This is a genomic window from Bradyrhizobium sp. USDA 3262 (genome assembly GCF_054060035.1).
The window spans coordinates 8541701-8559626 of the sequence record NZ_JBSSCT010000001.1 but is presented as its reverse complement, the minus strand read 5'-3'; the positions used below and the strand labels follow the sequence as shown (position 1 = coordinate 8559626).

22 protein-coding genes are annotated in these 17926 nt (G+C 65.7%); 7 read left to right on the top strand and 15 right to left on the bottom strand.

Annotated features, from left to right (window positions below; translation table 11 throughout):
* Nucleotides 1-6: 6 nt before the first annotated feature.
* The 5 genes from ACVWYP_RS40550 to ACVWYP_RS40530 all read right to left on the bottom strand — a co-directional run bounded on the left by ACVWYP_RS40550 (nucleotide 7) and on the right by ACVWYP_RS40530 (nucleotide 3275).
* Nucleotides 7-429, bottom strand: a complete 423-nt coding sequence (locus tag ACVWYP_RS40550) for a hypothetical protein (RefSeq protein ID WP_016841371.1) — start codon at nucleotides 427-429, stop codon at nucleotides 7-9.
* Nucleotides 430-584: 155 nt separating this feature from the next.
* Nucleotides 585-1526, bottom strand: a complete 942-nt coding sequence (locus ACVWYP_RS40545) for a hypothetical protein (protein WP_304497182.1) — start codon at nucleotides 1524-1526, stop codon at nucleotides 585-587.
* A 227-nt stretch (nucleotides 1527-1753) separates the two neighbouring features.
* On the bottom strand, nucleotides 1754-2188 hold the full coding sequence (locus tag ACVWYP_RS40540; protein ID WP_026193357.1) for a nuclear transport factor 2 family protein: 435 nt from the start codon (nucleotides 2186-2188) through the stop codon (nucleotides 1754-1756).
* A 295-nt stretch (nucleotides 2189-2483) separates the two neighbouring features.
* Complete coding sequence (locus ACVWYP_RS40535; protein ID WP_016841374.1) at nucleotides 2484-2744, bottom strand: hypothetical protein; 261 nt, start codon at nucleotides 2742-2744, stop codon at nucleotides 2484-2486.
* A gap of 60 nt (nucleotides 2745-2804) precedes the next feature.
* Nucleotides 2805-3275, bottom strand: a complete 471-nt coding sequence (locus ACVWYP_RS40530) for a nuclear transport factor 2 family protein (protein ID WP_304500402.1) — start codon at nucleotides 3273-3275, stop codon at nucleotides 2805-2807.
* Between the two features lie 304 nt (nucleotides 3276-3579).
* On the opposite strand from ACVWYP_RS40530, the gene ACVWYP_RS40525 reads away from it, so the two are divergent.
* The 4 genes from ACVWYP_RS40525 to ACVWYP_RS40510 all read left to right on the top strand — a co-directional run bounded on the left by ACVWYP_RS40525 (nucleotide 3580) and on the right by ACVWYP_RS40510 (nucleotide 6653).
* Complete coding sequence (locus tag ACVWYP_RS40525; RefSeq protein ID WP_304497181.1) at nucleotides 3580-4698, top strand: alpha/beta fold hydrolase; 1119 nt, start codon at nucleotides 3580-3582, stop codon at nucleotides 4696-4698.
* A gap of 436 nt (nucleotides 4699-5134) precedes the next feature.
* Nucleotides 5135-5374: a hypothetical protein gene (locus ACVWYP_RS40520; RefSeq protein ID WP_028340585.1), complete on the top strand. Its 240-nt coding sequence runs from the start codon at nucleotides 5135-5137 to the stop codon at nucleotides 5372-5374.
* 94 nt (nucleotides 5375-5468) lie between these two features.
* Complete coding sequence (locus ACVWYP_RS40515; RefSeq protein ID WP_016841379.1) at nucleotides 5469-5663, top strand: hypothetical protein; 195 nt, start codon at nucleotides 5469-5471, stop codon at nucleotides 5661-5663.
* A 489-nt stretch (nucleotides 5664-6152) separates the two neighbouring features.
* The gene (locus ACVWYP_RS40510; RefSeq protein WP_028340584.1) at nucleotides 6153-6653 is read left to right on the top strand and encodes a GNAT family N-acetyltransferase; all 501 of its coding nucleotides are present in this window, start codon (nucleotides 6153-6155) and stop codon (nucleotides 6651-6653) included.
* Between the two features lie 24 nt (nucleotides 6654-6677).
* Here the strand turns inward: ACVWYP_RS40510 and ACVWYP_RS40505 are convergent, their stop codons facing one another.
* The 6 genes from ACVWYP_RS40505 to ACVWYP_RS40480 form a co-directional block, all read right to left on the bottom strand.
* On the bottom strand, nucleotides 6678-7094 hold the full coding sequence (locus ACVWYP_RS40505; RefSeq protein WP_028340583.1) for a pyridoxamine 5'-phosphate oxidase family protein: 417 nt from the start codon (nucleotides 7092-7094) through the stop codon (nucleotides 6678-6680).
* Nucleotides 7095-7097: 3 nt separating this feature from the next.
* Nucleotides 7098-10010 carry an excinuclease ABC subunit UvrB gene (uvrB, locus tag ACVWYP_RS40500; protein ID WP_453945834.1) on the bottom strand — a complete coding sequence of 971 codons (2913 nt, stop codon included), beginning with the start codon at nucleotides 10008-10010 and terminating at the stop codon, nucleotides 7098-7100.
* Nucleotides 10011-10122: 112 nt separating this feature from the next.
* On the bottom strand, nucleotides 10123-10329 hold the full coding sequence (locus ACVWYP_RS40495) for a zf-TFIIB domain-containing protein (protein WP_370142560.1): 207 nt from the start codon (nucleotides 10327-10329) through the stop codon (nucleotides 10123-10125).
* Nucleotides 10326-10562 (bottom strand): hypothetical protein, encoded by a 237-nt coding sequence (locus tag ACVWYP_RS40490; RefSeq protein WP_304497180.1) that lies wholly within the window; start codon nucleotides 10560-10562, stop codon nucleotides 10326-10328. The genes ACVWYP_RS40495 and ACVWYP_RS40490 overlap by 4 nt, the downstream gene beginning before the upstream one ends.
* A 314-nt stretch (nucleotides 10563-10876) precedes the next feature.
* On the bottom strand, nucleotides 10877-12097 hold the full coding sequence (locus ACVWYP_RS40485) for an NAD(P)-binding domain-containing protein (RefSeq protein ID WP_304497179.1): 1221 nt from the start codon (nucleotides 12095-12097) through the stop codon (nucleotides 10877-10879).
* Nucleotides 12090-12992: a LysR substrate-binding domain-containing protein gene (locus ACVWYP_RS40480; protein ID WP_018273588.1), complete on the bottom strand. Its 903-nt coding sequence runs from the start codon at nucleotides 12990-12992 to the stop codon at nucleotides 12090-12092. The genes ACVWYP_RS40485 and ACVWYP_RS40480 overlap by 8 nt, the downstream gene beginning before the upstream one ends.
* A 145-nt stretch (nucleotides 12993-13137) precedes the next feature.
* Between ACVWYP_RS40480 and ACVWYP_RS40475 the strand changes: the two genes are divergently transcribed.
* A complete protein-coding gene (locus ACVWYP_RS40475; RefSeq protein ID WP_304497178.1) occupies nucleotides 13138-13371 on the top strand; it encodes a hypothetical protein in 234 nt (77 codons plus the stop codon).
* Between the two features lie 82 nt (nucleotides 13372-13453).
* Here the strand turns inward: ACVWYP_RS40475 and ACVWYP_RS40470 are convergent, their stop codons facing one another.
* Genes ACVWYP_RS40470 through ACVWYP_RS40460 form a run of 3 tightly spaced genes read right to left on the bottom strand, consistent with a single transcriptional unit; the run spans nucleotide 13454 to nucleotide 15420 of the window.
* On the bottom strand, nucleotides 13454-14080 hold the full coding sequence (locus ACVWYP_RS40470; protein ID WP_304497177.1) for an SCO family protein: 627 nt from the start codon (nucleotides 14078-14080) through the stop codon (nucleotides 13454-13456).
* Nucleotides 14077-15192: an MBL fold metallo-hydrolase gene (locus ACVWYP_RS40465; protein ID WP_304497176.1), complete on the bottom strand. Its 1116-nt coding sequence runs from the start codon at nucleotides 15190-15192 to the stop codon at nucleotides 14077-14079. Before ACVWYP_RS40465 ends, ACVWYP_RS40470 begins: the two co-directional genes overlap by 4 nt.
* A gap of 48 nt (nucleotides 15193-15240) precedes the next feature.
* On the bottom strand, nucleotides 15241-15420 hold the full coding sequence (locus tag ACVWYP_RS40460) for a hypothetical protein (RefSeq protein ID WP_304497175.1): 180 nt from the start codon (nucleotides 15418-15420) through the stop codon (nucleotides 15241-15243).
* On the opposite strand from ACVWYP_RS40460, the gene ACVWYP_RS40455 reads away from it, so the two are divergent.
* A complete protein-coding gene (locus ACVWYP_RS40455; protein ID WP_304497174.1) occupies nucleotides 15419-16126 on the top strand; it encodes a glutathione binding-like protein in 708 nt (235 codons plus the stop codon). The genes ACVWYP_RS40460 and ACVWYP_RS40455 overlap by 2 nt on opposite strands.
* A 116-nt stretch (nucleotides 16127-16242) precedes the next feature.
* Here the strand turns inward: ACVWYP_RS40455 and ACVWYP_RS40450 are convergent, their stop codons facing one another.
* The gene (locus ACVWYP_RS40450) at nucleotides 16243-17034 is read right to left on the bottom strand and encodes a crotonase/enoyl-CoA hydratase family protein (protein ID WP_304497173.1); all 792 of its coding nucleotides are present in this window, start codon (nucleotides 17032-17034) and stop codon (nucleotides 16243-16245) included.
* Between the two features lie 93 nt (nucleotides 17035-17127).
* Here ACVWYP_RS40450 and ACVWYP_RS40445 point away from each other — a divergent pair, with 93 nt between their 5' ends.
* Nucleotides 17128-17724, top strand: a complete 597-nt coding sequence (locus tag ACVWYP_RS40445; protein WP_304497172.1) for a TetR/AcrR family transcriptional regulator — start codon at nucleotides 17128-17130, stop codon at nucleotides 17722-17724.
* Nucleotides 17725-17926: the final 202 nt, after the last annotated feature.

The window sequence follows — 17926 nt, the reverse complement described above, 5'->3', positions numbered from 1 at the left end:
TCCGGATCAGCTGTTGCGCAGGCCGTCGGCAGCGCGCTTCCACTGCGAGACATTGTCGGCGATCATGCGCGTCGACTTCATCGCGGCCTGGCTGAGCTGGGCATAGCCGGAGATCTCGCGCTGGACGCGCTGGCCCTCGGCATGCAGCAGGTCACGCAGGCTCTCGAGCTCGCCGATCAGCTTCTCGATCTCGGCGAGCGAGGTGCCGGCGACGCGCTGGATCAGCGAGTTGACGTTGCTGACGGTGGCATCGGTGTTGGTGTCGGTCGGCGCGGTCTCCGGGCTCGCCACCGGCCGGCGCAGATAGGCGATATCGTTGCGCACGAAGTCGCGGATGCCGGCTTCGACTTCCGAGACCGCAGCGAGGTTGGTGTCGACCTCGGACGTCGTTTCGACTTCGGCTTCCTCGGTACGGTTGGTGGCGTTCATCGGCTTTCCCCTTATTCGCAATAGCGAAGCGCGGCTTGTCCCCCGCACGACGAATTGATGAAGTTACGGACCTATCAGTGCCGCCGAATTTGACCGCATCTGGGCCAAGTTGCGGCAATGCCTGATCATTTAGCGCGATAGAGCTAACAGACCGTTCACCATGAGCGCTTGTAGCCGGCGCTGATGCTCTTGTTGGTCGCGCCCTGGGAGGTCTCGCCGACCGAGCCGGAGACGGTGACCCCGTCGAACAGCTTCTGCTCGGCGCCGATCCGGCGCAGCCATCTGTCGTCGGAGGTCGACAGGGTCTGGCCTGCAGTAATGCTGGTGCCGGTGTCGTTAACGGACAGGCTCGCCGACTGATCGGTGTCGTAGCTGCGCGAGGGGTGGCTGATGATGCCGGGCACCGGGACCACGCCCTGCTGGATGAGGTTGTAGCCGTTCTGCAGCGTCAGCGAATATTGCTCCGACAGCGGCACCGACTTGCTCAGGGAGGTGCCGACCTTGCTCTGGTCGGCGGAGGGATCGACCCGCGCCTCGACCGAGGTCTTGTCCCAGATCGAGGCCACGCCGCCGGTCGAGATCGCGGCCCAGGCCGAGCCGCCGGACTGCGGCAGGCTGCCGCCATTGGCGAGCCGCTCCGACAATTGCTCCGATGTCGTCATCGTGCCTTGCCTCGCGACCGTCATGTCGGCGCCGATGCGGGTGTCGAGGAATGGCGAGATCGACTGCTTGACCGACACCGCCGACGAGCCGTTCGCGTTGTTGTTGGTTGACCAGGATGGATCGTTGCCGGCGACGCTGGCGGGCCTCGCCGCACGCTTCGGCGCCAGCGTCGGCAGGCTGGTGGAATCGGTGTCGAGCTGGCTCCAGTCGAGCTTGCTCTCGTCGATGTCCTTCAGGATGTCGGCGTCATTGGCATTGGCCGCCGGCAGCTCCTCGTCGGCTGCAGCCTCGGCGTTATCGGCTGCGGTATCCTGGGCGGCGGGAGCGATCTGCCATGGCGGGGTTTGCGCGGCGGCCGACAGCGCCATCGCCAGGCTGAAGCCGGCCGCCAGCACCGGCAGCCTTGCCCAGCCAAATCGTAATGTGAAGGTCATTCCCAGCCCGCAAATTCCAGAGCCGCAGCATGCGTTTGCCGTGGCGCAAAATTGTGGCATCGGCGCTCTGAAAGCAAGTGATCAACGCGTGATCGTCATGTCCGGGACAAACGCGTAGCGCGTTCGCGCGGCGCGTCCCGAGCGCGGCCGTTCGGGGCTGGCAAAATAGGCCGCCGCTGCCGGGGCAAGGGCCCCGGACATGACGAAGGCGTGAAACCGAAAAGCCGTCAGACCGCGATGCGCGGCAGATGGATCGGGTAGCCGACGGTCTGCTCGACCAGGTCGAAACTGTCGACCAGCACGCGGAAGCTCGTGAGCTTGCCGGCCCTGAACTGCGCGAAATGCGCGATCCGGAGCGAGATCGGTTTGTTGGAGTCGAGTGCCGTCAGCGAATAGCGCAGCATCGAAGCTGCGGAATCCACGCCGAGCATGATCTGTTCCCGGTCGAAGCGGTGAACCCTGAGGTTCTCGCCGATCTGCCTGATCACCTCGAGCACCGCCGCCTTGCCGCGGCGCGCGCCGAAAAAGGAAAACAGGTCGATCGGCCCGTAGATGGACCATTCGACCTCGTCGTCGAGCAGCGGCTCGATATCTGCAAGCTGGCGTTCGTTGATCGCGCGATGCAATGCGCGCGAAAAACGCCAGAGACTATGCTCTGTCATTTTGGCCTTGTCCTGAAACTGGATTTTCAAACGCAAGCGGATGGCAGGGGGTCAGCGCCGACGCCTTGCCAGGTTGCTGCACATCGCTATTGCGGCCTGAAATAGTGCGGAACGGCAAAAACGCAAATGACTTTTTTGCAATGCACAATTGCGCGGAATTTTACCGGAATATGACCGCCGCCCTCTGGAATCCCGTTCCGACAGGATCGGAATGGGGTCCAGATTCTGGTTCTGACGCGTTTTCTTGACGCGAACCGGCATCCGCTTCGCTCGAAAACGCTCCGGTGACCGCATTTCAGCGGTCGCGCCGCCGCACCGGCTGCCGCTCGATCACGATCTCGGCGTCGCGGATCGCCACCACCGCGAACAGCAGCGCGCCGCCGATGCCGCCGATCGCGGCGCCGAGCGGCATGAAGGTGAAAAACACCAGCGTTCCGCTATCGATACCCGAGGTTCTGGCCAATCCGATCCAGCTAAGCCCGGCTCCGATGCCGAAGGCGGCGCCGCCAAGGGCGCCCAGCGCCAAGCCAAGCACAGCGAGCAATGCGACTTTCATGGTGATTTCAGCCCCGACCGCAACAAGCCCAGTCATAGGTCAGCGCCGGGCCGTCGAGGTTCAACGCTGGCGTTGCGAATTTGCGGGCACGATGTGGTCATGACCGGTCAGCGCCGCCGCGACGTCGCGTTCCAGCACCTGCTGGACGAGGTCGAAGGTGTCGATGATCTCGCGGATCTCGGTGATCTTGCCGTCGCGCAGCGTATAGAACACCGCGACGTCGAACTGCACCACGCGGGCGTTGTTGCGCTTGCGCAAGAACACGCGCAGCTGCGCGGCGACGCGGTCGCCCTGGGTCACCACGATCGGCGCCTCGTAGCGCATGTCGGAATAGCGCTCGTGGATCGTGGTCCACATCTGACGCAGCGCCGCCTTGCCGCGGTGCTGGCCCATATGCGGAAGAATGTCGATCGGGGCGTTGGCGAGAAACGCAACGTCGTCGCTGCAGCGATCGAGCGCGCCCTCGATGCCGCCGGCATAGTAGACGTCGAGGAAGTTCAAGACGCGCTGCCGGTTCAAATCCTCGCCCATGATCGACTCCGCCGACTCGCTCTGGCCCGGCATTGTGAACCGGAGCATTCCACAATCAACAACATGTTTGACGCGCGAGACGCGATTAGGTTCGGCAACCAGTGCGTGCATTATGGCACAAAAATGCATGCGGCGCGCCGGTTCGCGCGTTGCGAGGACGGGCGGCCGTCGCGGTGCGGGCCGCGGTTTATTCCGCGCCCGCGCCACTTAAATCTTCGCACCCGCGGCCTTGCCGCGGCGCGGCCGGCCCGTATGCTTCGCGGCGGAAGGCGGCCGAACAGAGCCGCCCCGATGGGAGAGACCAATGAAGCGCATCACCCACTTTGCCGCGATCCTGTCGCTGCTGGCATGCCCTGCGATCCCGCCCGCCTTCGCACACACGCCGCAGCAGCCTGCTCACCAGCTCTACAATGAAGGCGACCTCAAGCTCGAGAGCGGCGAGGCGATCAAGGATTTCTCGATCTCCTACGTCACCCACGGCACGCTGAACGCGAAGAAGTCGAACGCCATCCTGATGGTGACGGCGATCTCGGGCAATCATCACCGGCTCGATTTCATGATCGGCCCCGGCAAGGCGCTCGACCCCGACAAATATTTCATCGTCTGCACCGATGCGATCGGCAACGGGCTGACCACGTCGCCGAGCAATTCGAAGGTGCAGCCGCGGATGCAGTTCCCGAAATTCGCGATCCGCGACATGGTGGAATCGCAGTACCGGCTGATGAAGGAGAAGCTCGGCATCGACCATGTCGTCGCCGTGGTCGGCCCCTCGATGGGCGGCATGCAGGCGCTGCAATGGGGCGTCAGCCATCCGGACTTCATGGACGCGCTGGTTGCGATGGTGCCGCTTGCTAAGACGCCGGCCTGGTCGGTCGCGGTGATGGAGGCCTCGCGCAAGGCGATCATGAACGATCCGGCGTGGAAGGACGGCAATTACGAGGCGCCGCCGGAGAAGGGCCTCAAGCTGTTCCGCGATATCGTTGCGCTGCTCGCGGCACGCACGCCCGACATGTATGCGGCGCAGTTCAAGTCCGGCCCCGACGTGCTGCCCTGGATGGCCGAGCAGGAGACCGCGCTGTGGAAACTGTTCGACGCCAACGACTGGATCTACCAGAGCTGGGCCTATGACCGGCACGATGTCGGCACCACGGCCGGGTTCGGCGGCGACACCGCGAAGGCGCTGGCTTCGATCAAGGCGAAGACGCTGATCCTCACCGGCACCAAGGACCTGCTGAATCCCGAATTCGAGCCGAACCAGATGGGCCAGAACATCGGAGGCGTGACCATCAAGACGATCAGCCCGGGCACCGTGACCGGCCACGCCTCGGCCGGCGGTTTCTTCCCTGCGGATGTCGAGTTTCTCAACCGCGAAACCGGCGTGTTCCTCGACGGCGTCACCGGCGGCGGCAAGACATTGAATTGATCGGCCGCACTGATCGCGTCCTGCGGACGTGAAGCGGGCGCGGCGGCGCCTGTCCGCGAGTTGGCGCCTGTCCGCGAGTTAATGAAACCTCCCGGCGCGCGCCCGGTTGGTTCGGCGTGGGCGACGCATCCGCGATCAGGAGTTCCTTATGAGAAACACCATGCCGCTTGCCGTCGCCGCCCTGGTTGTCTCCAAATAGATCATGCGAGCGCGCACCGCGCGACGGTGAGCCGGCGCCGACGCCGGCCATGAGGCCTTGAGCTCCTCCGGGGCCGGCCGGTGAGATCGCGCCGGCTCGCTGTCGCGGTGCGTTCAATAACAGCTAATCCGACGCGCCGCCTTGCCGGCGGGGAGGCCGATGGTGAACCGCTCTTCTTCCCGGAACCGGCGGTGCCGCTGCGCCGTTGATGCGGCAGCATTGCATTGGAGCCGCATCATGAAATCGATTGTTCTCGCGTCCGTCATTGCCGTCAGCGCGCTCGCCGCGGCGTCGCCTGCCGACGCCAAGGGTTGCATCAAGGGCGCGATCGTCGGCGGCGTCGCCGGTCACTATGCCGGCCATCACGGCATGCTCGGCGCCGCCGCCGGTTGCCTCTACGGCCGCCATCACGCCAAGGAGCAGGCACGGCAGCGCCAGCAGCAACAGGCGCAGCCGTCGCAGCAGGAGAAGCTGTAGGATCGGCTGTGAAGCCACATCTCCGGACATGTGAAGTCTCGCTCCGGGAACGCCGTCCGCACCGGCGGCGTTGTCTCCATGCGTAACGGAGACGATGATGACGAAACCAAAGACAAAGACCATCCAGCCCGTTCCGGACGACAACAAGAGCCACAAGGGCCCCGGCAGCACCCCCAGCGTTCCCATCGACACCACCAAGGGCCATCGCGACGACGAGAAGCACAACATCCGCGAGCAGGCCGCGCATGGCAATCTGACCCAGAACACCAGCAACAAGCGATCGGGTTAGGGTCGGGGCGAAGCGGAGCCACATCCCTTGACGTCGTCCTGGCGAAAGCCAGGACCCATTACCCCAAATGCGAATTGTTGCGCGACACTGGGGCCACGATCCTTCCGACAACCAAAGCCGGTGGTAATAGGTCCTGGCTTTCGCCAGGACGACGGTGAGGATGGTTCTCGATTCAAGATGTCAAACAGCGCCGAGTCATCACCCGCGCGTGCGCGCATGCGGGTGATCCAGTATTCCAGAGACGTCCGTGCATGAACCGAGAGGCCGCGGCGCCTTCCGGACGTTGTCCCTGCGAAAGCAGGGACCCATACCCCGCGGCGGATATCGTGAACGGGGCTCATCGCTCCACCGTCTTTCACGATGATCGTCTGTGGTTATGGGTCCCTGCTTTCGCAGGGACGACACCGAATATGTGGCACGGGCCCCGAGCACCCGCGCGGCGAAGCGCCGCCACTTGCGCATCCTCTTGGGTAGCCTTTATCTGCGGGCATGCAGATTAGGGACGAACGCCCCGAAGACGCCGCCGCGATCAGCCGCATCACAGCGGCCGCCTTCGCGACAGCGCCGCACAGCAGCGGCACCGAAGCCCGCATCGTCGAGGCGCTGCGCGCAGCCGGCGCGCTGACGCTCTCGCTGGTGGCTGTCTCCGAGGACGGCAGCATCGCCGGGCACGTCGCGTTCTCGCCGGTCCGGATCGATGGCGTAGCGGGACGCTGGCATGGCCTTGGCCCGGTCTCGGTCGCACCCGACCTGCAAGGGCGCGGAATCGGCAAAGCTCTGATATGCGAGGGGCTCATCCGGCTTGCGGAGCAAGGGGCCGATGGCTGCGTCGTGCTCGGCGATCCCGCGTACTACCACCGCTTCGGCTTCCTCGATGATCGCCGGCTGATCTATGGCGGCAAGCCGAGCCGATACTTTCAGCGGTTGGTGTTGAAGGGCAAGGCGCGCAAGGGGGATGTGAGCTACCATCCGGCGTTCGACGTGGCGTGATCGAGGCGAGGCTGATGAAGCTGTCTATGGCAGCGTCATTTCCTCAATCCGCGCCGGCACCGCGCCAAAATCGCTGAACCGCGCCCAGTTCGGCCGTATCCGCACATAGCCGATGTTCGGCCAGGTCTCGCGCTCCAGCCCGTCGGGCCACGCTGCGAAATACACCTGCTTGCAGGCGGTGAGCTCCGCGCCGCTCGGTAAGTCCGCGACTCCCTCGATCTGTGCGGTCTGCTCGGCGTCCCAACCGATCACCAGCGCCGCGCGCGGATCGCCGCGGAGGTTCTGGTATTTGCGCGAGGTGGTCAGCGTGTCGAAGATGATCTCGAGATTGTCGCCGACCGCGATCCCGACGACCGCCGCCTGGGGCGCGCCGTCGTGAACCGTGCTGACCACAGCGAGCCGATGCATCCGCAGGAAGGCGAGAAGCTCGGCGCGCGTCATGATCTACCTCTTCTTCCACCCGCCCCGTTTGCCCGGCGTGCCGCCGCTGCTCCTCGGCGACGGGCCGAATTCCGGCCCGGACTGCCGCGAGTCGGTCGGCTGGATGATGCGGCTCGTGGTGCCGAACGGTTTTGCCGGCAGCGCGCCGCTCGGGCGGAAGGGCAGTGATTCCGGGCCGTGCATCTCGTCGAGATCGGGCTTGTGGACGCGTGAGCCGGACTTGCCGCCGCGGCTTGCCTTGAGCGAGGTCTGCGCCGACTTGTTCTTCAGCGCGCTGACCGGCAGGTTGGCGGCATCGCCATATTTCCGGGTGCCGGCATAGGCGCCGGCCTGCTTCTGCACGTTGCGCTGCTTGGCGGTGGGGTCGTCGACCACAGCCATCTCGGTGGCGCGCAGCCGCTTGACCTCGTCGCGCAGGCGGGCGGCTTCCTCGAAGTTCAGGTCGGCCGCGGCCTCGCGCATCCGCGTTTCGAGGTCGCTCAGCACGGCCTCGAAATTATGCCCGATACTGATCACGTCATCGGCCATGCCGCCGTCGCCGATCTCGACCAGCACGTGGTCGCGCTCGTAGACGGAGTTGAGGATGTCGCCGATCGACTTCTTCACGCTCTCCGGCGTGATGTCGTTAGCCTCGTTGTACTCGACCTGCTTCTCGCGGCGCCGCGTGGTCTCGGCCATCGCGCGCTCCATCGAGCCGGTCATGCTGTCGGCATAGAGGATCACCTTGCCGTCGACGTTGCGCGCGGCGCGGCCGATGGTCTGGATCAGCGAAGTCTCGCTGCGCAGAAAGCCTTCCTTGTCGGCGTCCAGGATCGCGACCAGCGCGCATTCGGGAATGTCGAGGCCCTCGCGCAACAGGTTGATGCCGACCAGCGCGTCGAACGCGCCGAGGCGGAGATCCCGGATGATCTCGATGCGCTCGATCGTGTCGATATCCGAGTGCATGTAGCGGACGCGGATGCCCTGCTCGTGCAGATATTCGGTGAGGTCCTCCGCCATGCGCTTGGTGAGCACCGTGATCAGCGAGCGATAGCCGGCCGCCGCGGTGGCGCGCACCTCGCCGACGAGATCGTCGACCTGGGTGCGGGCAGGGCGGATGTCCACGGGCGGATCGATCAGCCCGGTCGGGCGGATCACCTGCTCGACGAACACGCCGCCGGATTCGTTGAGCTCCCAGCCGCTCGGCGTCGCCGACACCGCCACCGTCTGCGGCCGCATCATGTCCCATTCCTCGAAACGGAGCGGACGGTTGTCCATGCAGGAGGGCAGGCGGAAGCCGTATTCGGCGAGCGTCGCCTTGCGGCGGAAGTCGCCGCGGAACATGCCGCCGATCTGCGGCACGGTGACGTGGCTCTCGTCGGCGAACACCAGCGCGTTGTCGGGCACATATTCGAACAGCGTCGGCGGCGGCTCGCCGGGACGGCGCCCGGTGAGATAGCGCGAATAGTTCTCGATGCCGGCGCAGCTTCCGGTCGCCTCCATCATCTCGAGATCGAAGGTGGTGCGCTGCTCGAGCCGCTGCGCTTCCAGGAGGCGGCCCTGGTCGTTGAGCTGGTCGAGGCGCTGCTTCAGCTCCGATTTGATCGACTTGATCGCCTGCACCAGCGTCGGGCGCGGCGTCACATAGTGCGAATTGGCGTACATCTTGATGAATTCGAGCTCGTCCTGCTTGTGGCCGGTGAGCGGGTCGAACTCCTCGATAGTCTCGATGGTGTCGCCGAACAGGTTCACCCGCCAGGCGCGGTCCTCATAGTGCGCCGGGAAGATGTCGATGACGTCGCCGCGGACGCGGAAGGTGCCGCGGGTGAACTCGGCCTGGGTGCGCTTGTATTGCAGCGCGACGAGGTCGGCGATCAATTGCCGCTGGTCGATGCGCTCGCCCTTCTTCAGCGCGAAGGTCATCGCGGTGTAGGTCTCGACCGAGCCGATACCGTAGATGCAGGACACCGAAGCGACGATGATGACGTCGTCGCGCTCGAGCAGCGCGCGCGTCGCCGAATGGCGCATGCGGTCGATCTGCTCGTTGATCGAGGAATCCTTCTCGATATAGGTGTCGGTGCGCGGGACGTAGGCTTCCGGCTGGTAGTAGTCGTAATAGCTGACAAAGTACTCGACGGCGTTGTCGGGGAAAAAGCTCTTGAACTCGCCATAGAGCTGGGCGGCCAGCGTCTTGTTCGGCGCCAGGATCAGCGCCGGGCGCTGCGTGGCCTCGATCACCTTGGCCATGGTGTAGGTCTTGCCCGAGCCGGTGACGCCGAGCAGCACCTGGGTGCGGTCGTTGCGGTCGATGCCCTCGACCAGTTCGGCGATCGCGGTCGGCTGGTCGCCCCTTGGCTCGTAGGAGGACTTGAGCTCGAAGCGCACGCCGCCTTCGGATTTCTCCGGGCGCGGCGGGCGGTGCGGGGTCCACACCCGCATCGAGCCGTCGTCCTTGCGGAATTCCGGGCGGCCGTCGCGGATCAGGTTCTCCAGTGCGTCGGCGGTCGCCTTGACGCCGAGCGCCTCCATCTTGCTGCGCGGCGGCCGCGCCAAGGCCTCCTCGTCGTCCTCGGCGGTGGGCAGGCCGAGCTGCCGCGCCAGTTCCGGATCGAGTGTCGGGATGGTGGCCGAGGTGCCGTAATTGGCCTGCGGGGCCTCGCCGAGGCCCGTAGTATCGCGCTTCGCGACGCCCTCGCTGGTCTCGCGCGTCGACGCCCGCGCGCGATGCGCGGCGGCCTCGCCGCCGGCGCGGCGGTCCCAGGAATTGTCCGGCGGCGGCTGCAGGCCGGTGCCCGAACCCATGCCGGCATCGCCGCGGTTGATCGCCGGATTGAGCAGTTCGGCAAGCGCGGGCCCGATCGGGAGGACCTCGGGCCGGTGTGCTTTGGATTTGGGGGTTTTGCCGGGCTTTTTCGGAGTGTTCGGTGTCTTCGCCATGCCCCGAATATGGGACGAGTCCGGCAGCGAGAAAAGGGTAAACGACGGCCGGACTTGCGTCTCGGCAAGGCTGCTGACAGCAGGGTGTCAGCAGGCGGCGCGGTCGCGGAGTTCAGGCCCGCGGCAGGTCGACGATGTCGAGATGGATCCCGCCGCAGCCGTCGCAGCGCATGGTCCAGTATTCGGCGGCGCGGCCGGGGATCACGCGAAGCAGCGAGAGCGGGGCGGCGCATTCCGGGCAGCTGGTGCGGACCTGCGCCGGCCAGACCGGATCCGGCTCGCATTGCGGAACGGCGGCGACCACGACGTTGCCGGTCACGCCGATGCTTCGGCCGCCGGCATTGTCATGCCATAGCGTTGCGGGAACCGGTCGATAGCCCGCTTCGCGTCGGCGATCGCCGCATCCGGATCGGACCACGCAAAGCCGATGTCGAGCATCGGAAACAGCATGCCATCGATGACGACCGGCCTTTGATCGACCCGTTGAATCCTGGCGTGCCATTGCCCCTTCCCCACTTCGAACGACTTGATCTCAAAACCGCTGTAAATCATGTGCGACCTCGAAATGCCCTTCTCATAGGAAGCACGAGCGCGCGGTGCCCTATGTGAACCAGATCACAAGTCGCGCGGTTTATTTCCGAACGGCAAAGGAACCGGGAGAAAAAGTCGACTTTGCTTCGAGCAGCGAGCTCCGCTTCACCTCGCCCCGCGTGCGGGGAGAGGTCGGAACGCATCGCCAGATGCGTTCCGGGTGAGGGGGAGTCCCCGCGAGCCCAACTGCGACGGTCTGCGCGGAAGCAGCCCCTCACCCCAACCCTCTCCCCGTAAGAACGGGGCGAGGGAGCGCACCTCCGATGTCGTTGGATCTAACCGCGGCCGGCGATGTGGTCGGCGAGCACGGCGGCGTCGTCGCCGACGCCTGACAGGAACGAGGATTTCATCTTCGACAGCCATTGCAGGCCGAGGAAATAGAGGCCCGGCACTTCGGAGACGCCATGGCGGTGTCGCGGCGCGCCGTCGGCATCCAGCACCGGTATGTCGATCCAGTTCAGATCGAGGCCATAGCCGGTGGCCCAGATCACGCTCCTGATCCGCGCGGCGCGCAGGTCGATCGCATCGAGCGGTGCGGTGAGGCACGGCGGATCGGGCAAACGGAGGCGCGCCAAGGGATCTTCGGGATGATCGAGGCCGCGCGCCGCGACGAAGTCGTCAACGATCCCGAGGAAGGTCGCGTAATAGGCGTCGCCATTGGCGATGTTGGCGGCGAGATCGGGCGCGATCTCGAGCACGCTGTCGTGCGCCGCCGTCACGCGGCCGAGCAGGGTCACGCCGCCGGCGGCGAAGCGGCGGAAATCGACGGTGTGGCCGCCATGGGCGCCGGAGATCACCGGCAGCAGCCGCGACGGACCGCGCTGCTCGACCGGCGTCCGGTCGATGCCCATCTCGGCCAGCCACCAGATCAGGTCGCGGCCGCGATAGCGGCGCGGCAGGCGGTTGCGACGTCCGACCGAGAGGAAGACGTCGCGGCCGGCGCGCATCAGCTCTTCGGCGATCTGCGCCCCCGACGCGCCGGCACCGACCACCAGCACCGCACCGTCAGGCAATTGCGCGGGGTTCCTGTAGCCGGCGGCATCGACCTGAAACAGGCCGGGGTGATCGCGCAGCAGGTCGGGCCGCAGCGGCCGCTGATAGGGGCCGGTGGCGATGACGACGTTGCGGGCGGCGATGCTGCCGCCGGCAAATTCGGCGAGGAAGCCGCCGGCGTCGCGGCGCAGTTTGGTGACCGCGACGCCGCAGCGGATCGGCGGCGCGATGAACGCGGCGTAGTCCTCGATGAAGGCGATGATGGCGGCGGTGTCCGCGAAGCCGTCGGGATCGTTGTGCGGAAACGCGAAATCCGGTAGCCGCACCGACCAGTTCGGAAACTGGAACATCAATCCGTCCCAGCGTTCGCTGCGCCAGCGCTCGGCGATGCGACCTCGCTCCAGCACCAGATGAGCGATGCCGCGCTGCTTCAGCCGGTGGCTCATGGTGAGCCCGGCCTGGCCGCCGCCGATCACCAGCGTATCGATGGTCTCGTCAGGCACTGCGCGTTCCCTTGCGGCGGGCGGCGGGCTCCGCCGCGGCGCGGATGATCCAGCGCCGGAACGCGGCGAAATCGCGCTGCTCGGCGTGGAAGCCGCGATAGACCAGATACCAGCGCATGCCCTTGGGCACGCTGAGCGCAAACGGCGCCACCAGCCGGCCGGCGGCGAGATCGTCGTCGATATAGGGCCGGATGCCCATCGCGATGCCGAGCCCGTCGCTAGCTGCCTGCAGCGCCTGGCCGTAGAACTGGAATTCCGGCCCGCGCGCGGTCAGGCGCGGCACGCCCGCCGCCTTCAGCCAGGACGGCCAGTCGTCGGGCGAATGGGCGACGCGGATCAGGCTCGGGCCCTTGAGGTCGGCGGGGCGCTTCAAGGTATTGGCGAGCCGCGCCGTGCACACCGGCATCAGATCGGCGGCGAACAGCGGCTCGGCGACGAGGCCCGGCCACTGGCCGTCGCCGAGCTGGATGCCGCAGCTCCAGTCGTCGGCGAACGGCACCGCCATGCCGCCGGTCGTGATCCGCACCTCGATATCGGGCTCCGCTTTGCGGAACTCGGCAAGGTGCGGGATCATCCATTTCAGCGCAAAGGTCGGTCCGACGCCGACGGTCAGCACCCGCGCGCTCGCGGATGCCGTGACCTGCGCGGTAAGGCTCGCCAGCGCGTCGAAGATCGGCGTCAGCCCGCCTTGATAGGCGCGGCCCGCCGGCGTGGTGACGAGGCGGTTGGCCTTGCGCTCGAACAGCGCAACGCCGAGCCGCTCCTCGAGCAGATGGACCATCCGGCTGATCGCGGCGGCCGAGACGTTGAGCTCGCTGCCCGCCGCCGCGAAGCTGCCGGTCCGCGCCGCGGCTTCGAACGCCTTGATGCCGTTGAGAAAGAGCAGCCGCCGCATGAACCCTCAGGAAAACTGATGCATGGGCAAGATAACTCAGTTTGCCGGAAGAGGCCAAGCGGCGCAGAAATACCGGCGGAGACATTGCATGGGTCCCTCCCGATCGCAGCACCCGGTGCGATCGCGCAACGACGGGAGACGTTCAATGAGCGAGACCACCGATGCCCTGGTGCTCGATCTTGTCGAGTGGGTCGCGCGCGAGCCGCGGCCCTATGCCGAGGTGCTCGAGGTCTGGCGCAGCTCATGCCCGCGATTGACGATCTGGGAGGACGCCGTCGACCGCGGCTATGTCGCGCGCCGACCTTCGGTCGAGGGCATGCGGGTGACGGTGACGGAAAGCGGCGCGAGCTTTTTGCGCGCGCACGGGCGGATACAGTGAACCTGAGCGCGGTGATCATCGCACCTCTCCCACAAGGGGAGAGGTGGACCGATCGAGCGGCTAGAATTGCCAATCTCTACCGTCACTGTTCGAGTCTCGGCCGGATGATCTCGACCATCCGGTCGGCTGACGTCCCCGGCGGGAAGAAGCCGAGATAATTGCCGTCGCGGTCCATCAAATAGATGTAGGCGGTGTGATCGACGGTGTAGTCGGCGCCGTCCTTCAGCGGCACCCGCGCGAAATAGACCTTGTAGGCATCGGCGACCTTGCGGATCGCATCAGGGTTGCCGGTCAGTCCGATCAGGCGCGGGTGAAACATCGGCACATACTCTGCGAGATGGGCGGCGGTGTCGCGCGCGGGATCGATGGTGATGAAGATCGGCTGCACCTGATCGCCGTCGCGGCCGAGCTTGTCGAGCACAAGCCCGATCGCCTGCAGATCGGTTGGGCAGACGTCGGGGCAGGTGGTGAAGCCGAAATAGATCAGCATCAGCCTGCCGCGGAACTCCTTGTCGGTGCGTTCATGACCGGCCTGATCGGTCAGCGCGAACGGGCCGCCGACCGGCTCCCTGTTCCACATCAGGATGTCCATGATCTCGGCGGCCGAGCGCGCCGATTGCGGCGGCGCATCGCCCGCCAGCACCGGCGCCAGCGTCAACCAGAGGCCGGCGCCAACGAATGCAATGCCGCGCAGGATCGGCGCGATCATATGCCAAAGGAGAGGCGGCTGCCGGTGGTCGTGACCAGCACCTTGTCGCCCATCTGCGCGGTCGCCTCCTGCACGAAGTTGAGCCCGGAGCAATGCATCGGGATCAGCACGTCGGGGTCGAGCTTCTTGATCTCGGCGACGACCTCGGTGAGGTAGTCCTTCGGCGCGGGTCCGAGATGGAAGCCGCCGACGATCGCGTGCACCTTCTGGATGCCCGAGACCTCCTGCGCCTGCTTCACCGAATTGACGATGCCGACATGGCCGCAGGACGAGATCACGACGAGGCCGAAATCCTTCACGTTGAAGCAGGTGGCGTGCTCATGGATGTGCTCGTCGGGCACGATCTTGCCGTCCATCTCGGCCGGCAGATAGTGGCTGGCGTTGCAGCCGAGCCCGTCCTTGATGCCGAACTCGACCCAGGTCTGCGGCAGCACACGCTCGATGCTGCGGCGGGTGATCTTGCCGGTGGTGAAGGCATGGCCCGCGATCACGGTCGGGGTCTCGCACAGCACGGTGGTGACGCGCTGCGCCGCGAGCTGGCGGCGGTCGAGCGTGCCGAAATCGTTGAACTGGCCCTTGGTCGGCGTTGCGCTGACGCGGTGGCAGAAATTGTCCTCGCCGCCGGCATAGAGCTTCACGTCGGCCGGCAGCTTATCGCGGAATTTGTCGAGGAAGCCGTTGAGGCCGCCGAAATGATCGTAATGCCCGTGGCTCACGATCAGCGCGTCGAGCTTCGACGGATCGACGCCGACCAGCGCCATGTTGTTGAGCAGTACCTCCGGCGTGTAGCCGTAGTCGAGCATCAGCGTGCGCTGCGCGCCCTTGACCTCCGACTCCAGCCACAGCGACAGGCCCCATTCATTGTGCAGCGACTTCTGGTAGTCGGCGGAGCGCGGCGGCGACGCGATGGTGACGCCGCCGGCTTGCTTCGGCTTGAAGAACAAATCGAAGCTGGAATCGACCAGCACGCGGATCGAGAGCTTGTCGACGGTCGGCACCTCGATCGGCGCGGCGCTGGCGATCTCGACGCAGGAGAAGGCGCCCGCGGCTGCAGCGCCGGCGACCGCCGCCGAACCTTTCAGGAAATCACGTCGTGCCAAATCCCGTGTCATCACAATCCCCCGTGTTTTGAAAATTTTTCAATACCAAACACGGTGAGCCTAGGAGCAATCGGGACGCGGCTCAATCGGGCAGTTGCGCTGGCCGCAGATCACATTCGCGCGCGGTGCAATGCGCCCACCATTGACTTGGGTGCGGTTATGCGCCCAACTCCATGCATTCGCATCTTTCTCGCCGATGCACGACATCGGCAGTCCCTGGCAATGCAGGATCACGCCCATGATCGATCTCCACTACTGGTCCACGCCGAACGGTCACAAGATAACGATGTTCCTTGAGGAGACCGGATTGGAGTACAGGATTTTCCCGGTGAACATCGGCAAAGGCGATCAGTTCAAGCCGGACTTCTTGCAGATCGCGCCGAACAACCGCATCCCCGCAATTCTCGATCACGCGCCGAAGGGCGGCGGCAAGCCGCTGCAGCTGTTCGAGTCCGGCGCGATCCTGCTTTATCTCGCCGAGAAGACTGGACAATTCCTGCCGGCCGATATTCATGGCCGCTATGACGTGATCCAGTGGACGTTCTGGCAGATGGGCGGGCTTGGGCCGATGGCCGGGCAGAACCATCACTTCCGCAACTACGCCGTCGAGAAGCTGCCTTACGCGATCGACCGCTACGTCAACGAGACCAACCGGCTCTACGGCGTGCTCAACAAGCGGCTTGCCGACCGCGAATTCATCGCCGGCGACTATTCGATCGCCGACATGGCAAGCTATCCCTGGGTCGTGCCCTACAAGAACCAGGGCCAGGAGATCGACGATTTCCCGCATCTGAAGCGCTGGCTGGAGACGATCGGCAAGCGCCCCGCGACCGAGCGCGCCTATGCCAAGGCGAAGGAGGTCAATCCGAATTTCGGCCAGCCCGCGATCCGCACCGAGGAAGAGCGCAAGCTCTTGTTCGGGCAAACCGCGGCGGTGGTGCGGTAAGGCTATCCACCGTCATTGCGAGGAGCGAAGCGACGAAGCAATCCATCTTTCCGCGTATGCGGATCGATGGATTGCTTCGCTTCGCTCGCAATGACGGATGTCGCACTAGCGGGTTTTCAAGCCCCGACATACTTCGCCGGCCGCCGTTCCCTCCACGCCGCGAGCCCCTCGGCGAGATCGCGGCTCGGCACCAGCGCGGCGAACTGCTCGCTCTCGACCAAAAGGCCCTCGGCAATCGGCATGTTGAGCCCGCGCGTCACCGCGGTGATGGTGCCGGCGACGGCGCCGGGCGAATGCCTGGTGATGCGGCCGGCGAGCTCGCGCGCGGCCGTCAGCAATTGATCGTGCGGCACGATCTGATTGACCAGCCCGATCTCGCGCGCATGCTCGGGCGGGAACGGATCTCCCGCGAGGAGCAGCTCCAGGGCGCGCTTGCGTCCGGCCAGCCGCGGCAGCCGCTGCGTGCCGCCGAAGGTCGGGGGCATGCCGAGCTTGATCTCGGGTTTTGCGAATAGCGCGCGGTCGCTGGCGATCGCAAGATGTACTGCCTCGGTGATCTCGCAGCCGCCGCCGAAGGCGAGCCCGTTGACCGCGGCGATCACGGGCTTCTTGAATGCCTCGAGCCGCGCGGTCATGGCTTGTCCCCGTCGGACGAAGTCGCGCACCGCGATGGCTGCCCCCTGTTTGACGCTCTCGGAAAATTCCTTGATGTCGGCGCCGGCCGAGAAGGCGCGCTCGCCGGCGCCGGTCAGGATCACCGCGCGCACGTCAGCGTCGCCCTCGATGCGGTCGAGTGCCGCCATCAGCTGATCGATCAGCGCGTAGTTCAGCGCGTTGAGCTGCTCGGGACGGTTCAGCGTGATCAGGGCGATCCCGTCGGTGATCTCGAGCAGGATGGGTTCGGGCATGGTGCGCTCTCCGGCATGGCTGTTTCGTGTCAGCGCCGAATGTAGAGCTAGCCGGAATTTGTGTATATTCACTGGTTAGTATACATACGCGCCATGCCCAGACCCTCCGAGCCCACCCGCGAGCGCATCGTCCAGGCGGCGAGCGCGCTGTTCTACAATGAGGGCATCCGCCGCGTCAGCGTCGACGAGGTTGCGGCCAAGGCCGGCCTCACCAAGCGCACGCTGTATTATCACTTCAAGAGCAAGGACGACCTGGTCGCCGCCTATCTCGCCGCCCGCGACCAGCCCAATCTCGCGCTGTTCCGCAAATGGTTCGCGGAGGCCGAGGGCGGCCTGGCGGTGAAGGTCGAGGCGATCTTCAAGAACCTTGCGCGCTCGGCGCGGCATCCAAAGTGGAAAGGCTGCGGCTTCCTGCGCACCTCCGCCGAGCTCGCCAACATGCCCGGGCATCCCGCGATCCGGATCGGCGCCGCGCACAAGAAGAAGTTCGAGGACTGGCTCCGGGCGACCTTCGCGGAGCAGGGGATCGCCGATCCGCTCAAGCTGGCGCGGCAGATCCTGCTGCTGCTGGACGGATCATTCGCCGTGGTGCTGCTGCACCGTGACGCCAGTTACATGGAGACAGCCGGCGAGGCGGCGCGCACGCTGATCGAGACGGCGCTGGCGAAGCCAGCGCGCAAACGGGGTTAGAGCGGTGTACTCATGGAGGCCCGTCCGCTACGCTCTGAAAAGGCGACATAGATCCGGACTGAAGCACCCCTTGGGCCAGAAGGCGACGATCGGGCCCGTCCGCCATTGGCCCGCTCCACTCCCGGAAGCGGACTTCGGTGAACCGATCTGCAATATCGAAAGGCCGGAGGAGACGGCGTTGGGCGGCATGGACGCCGCCCAA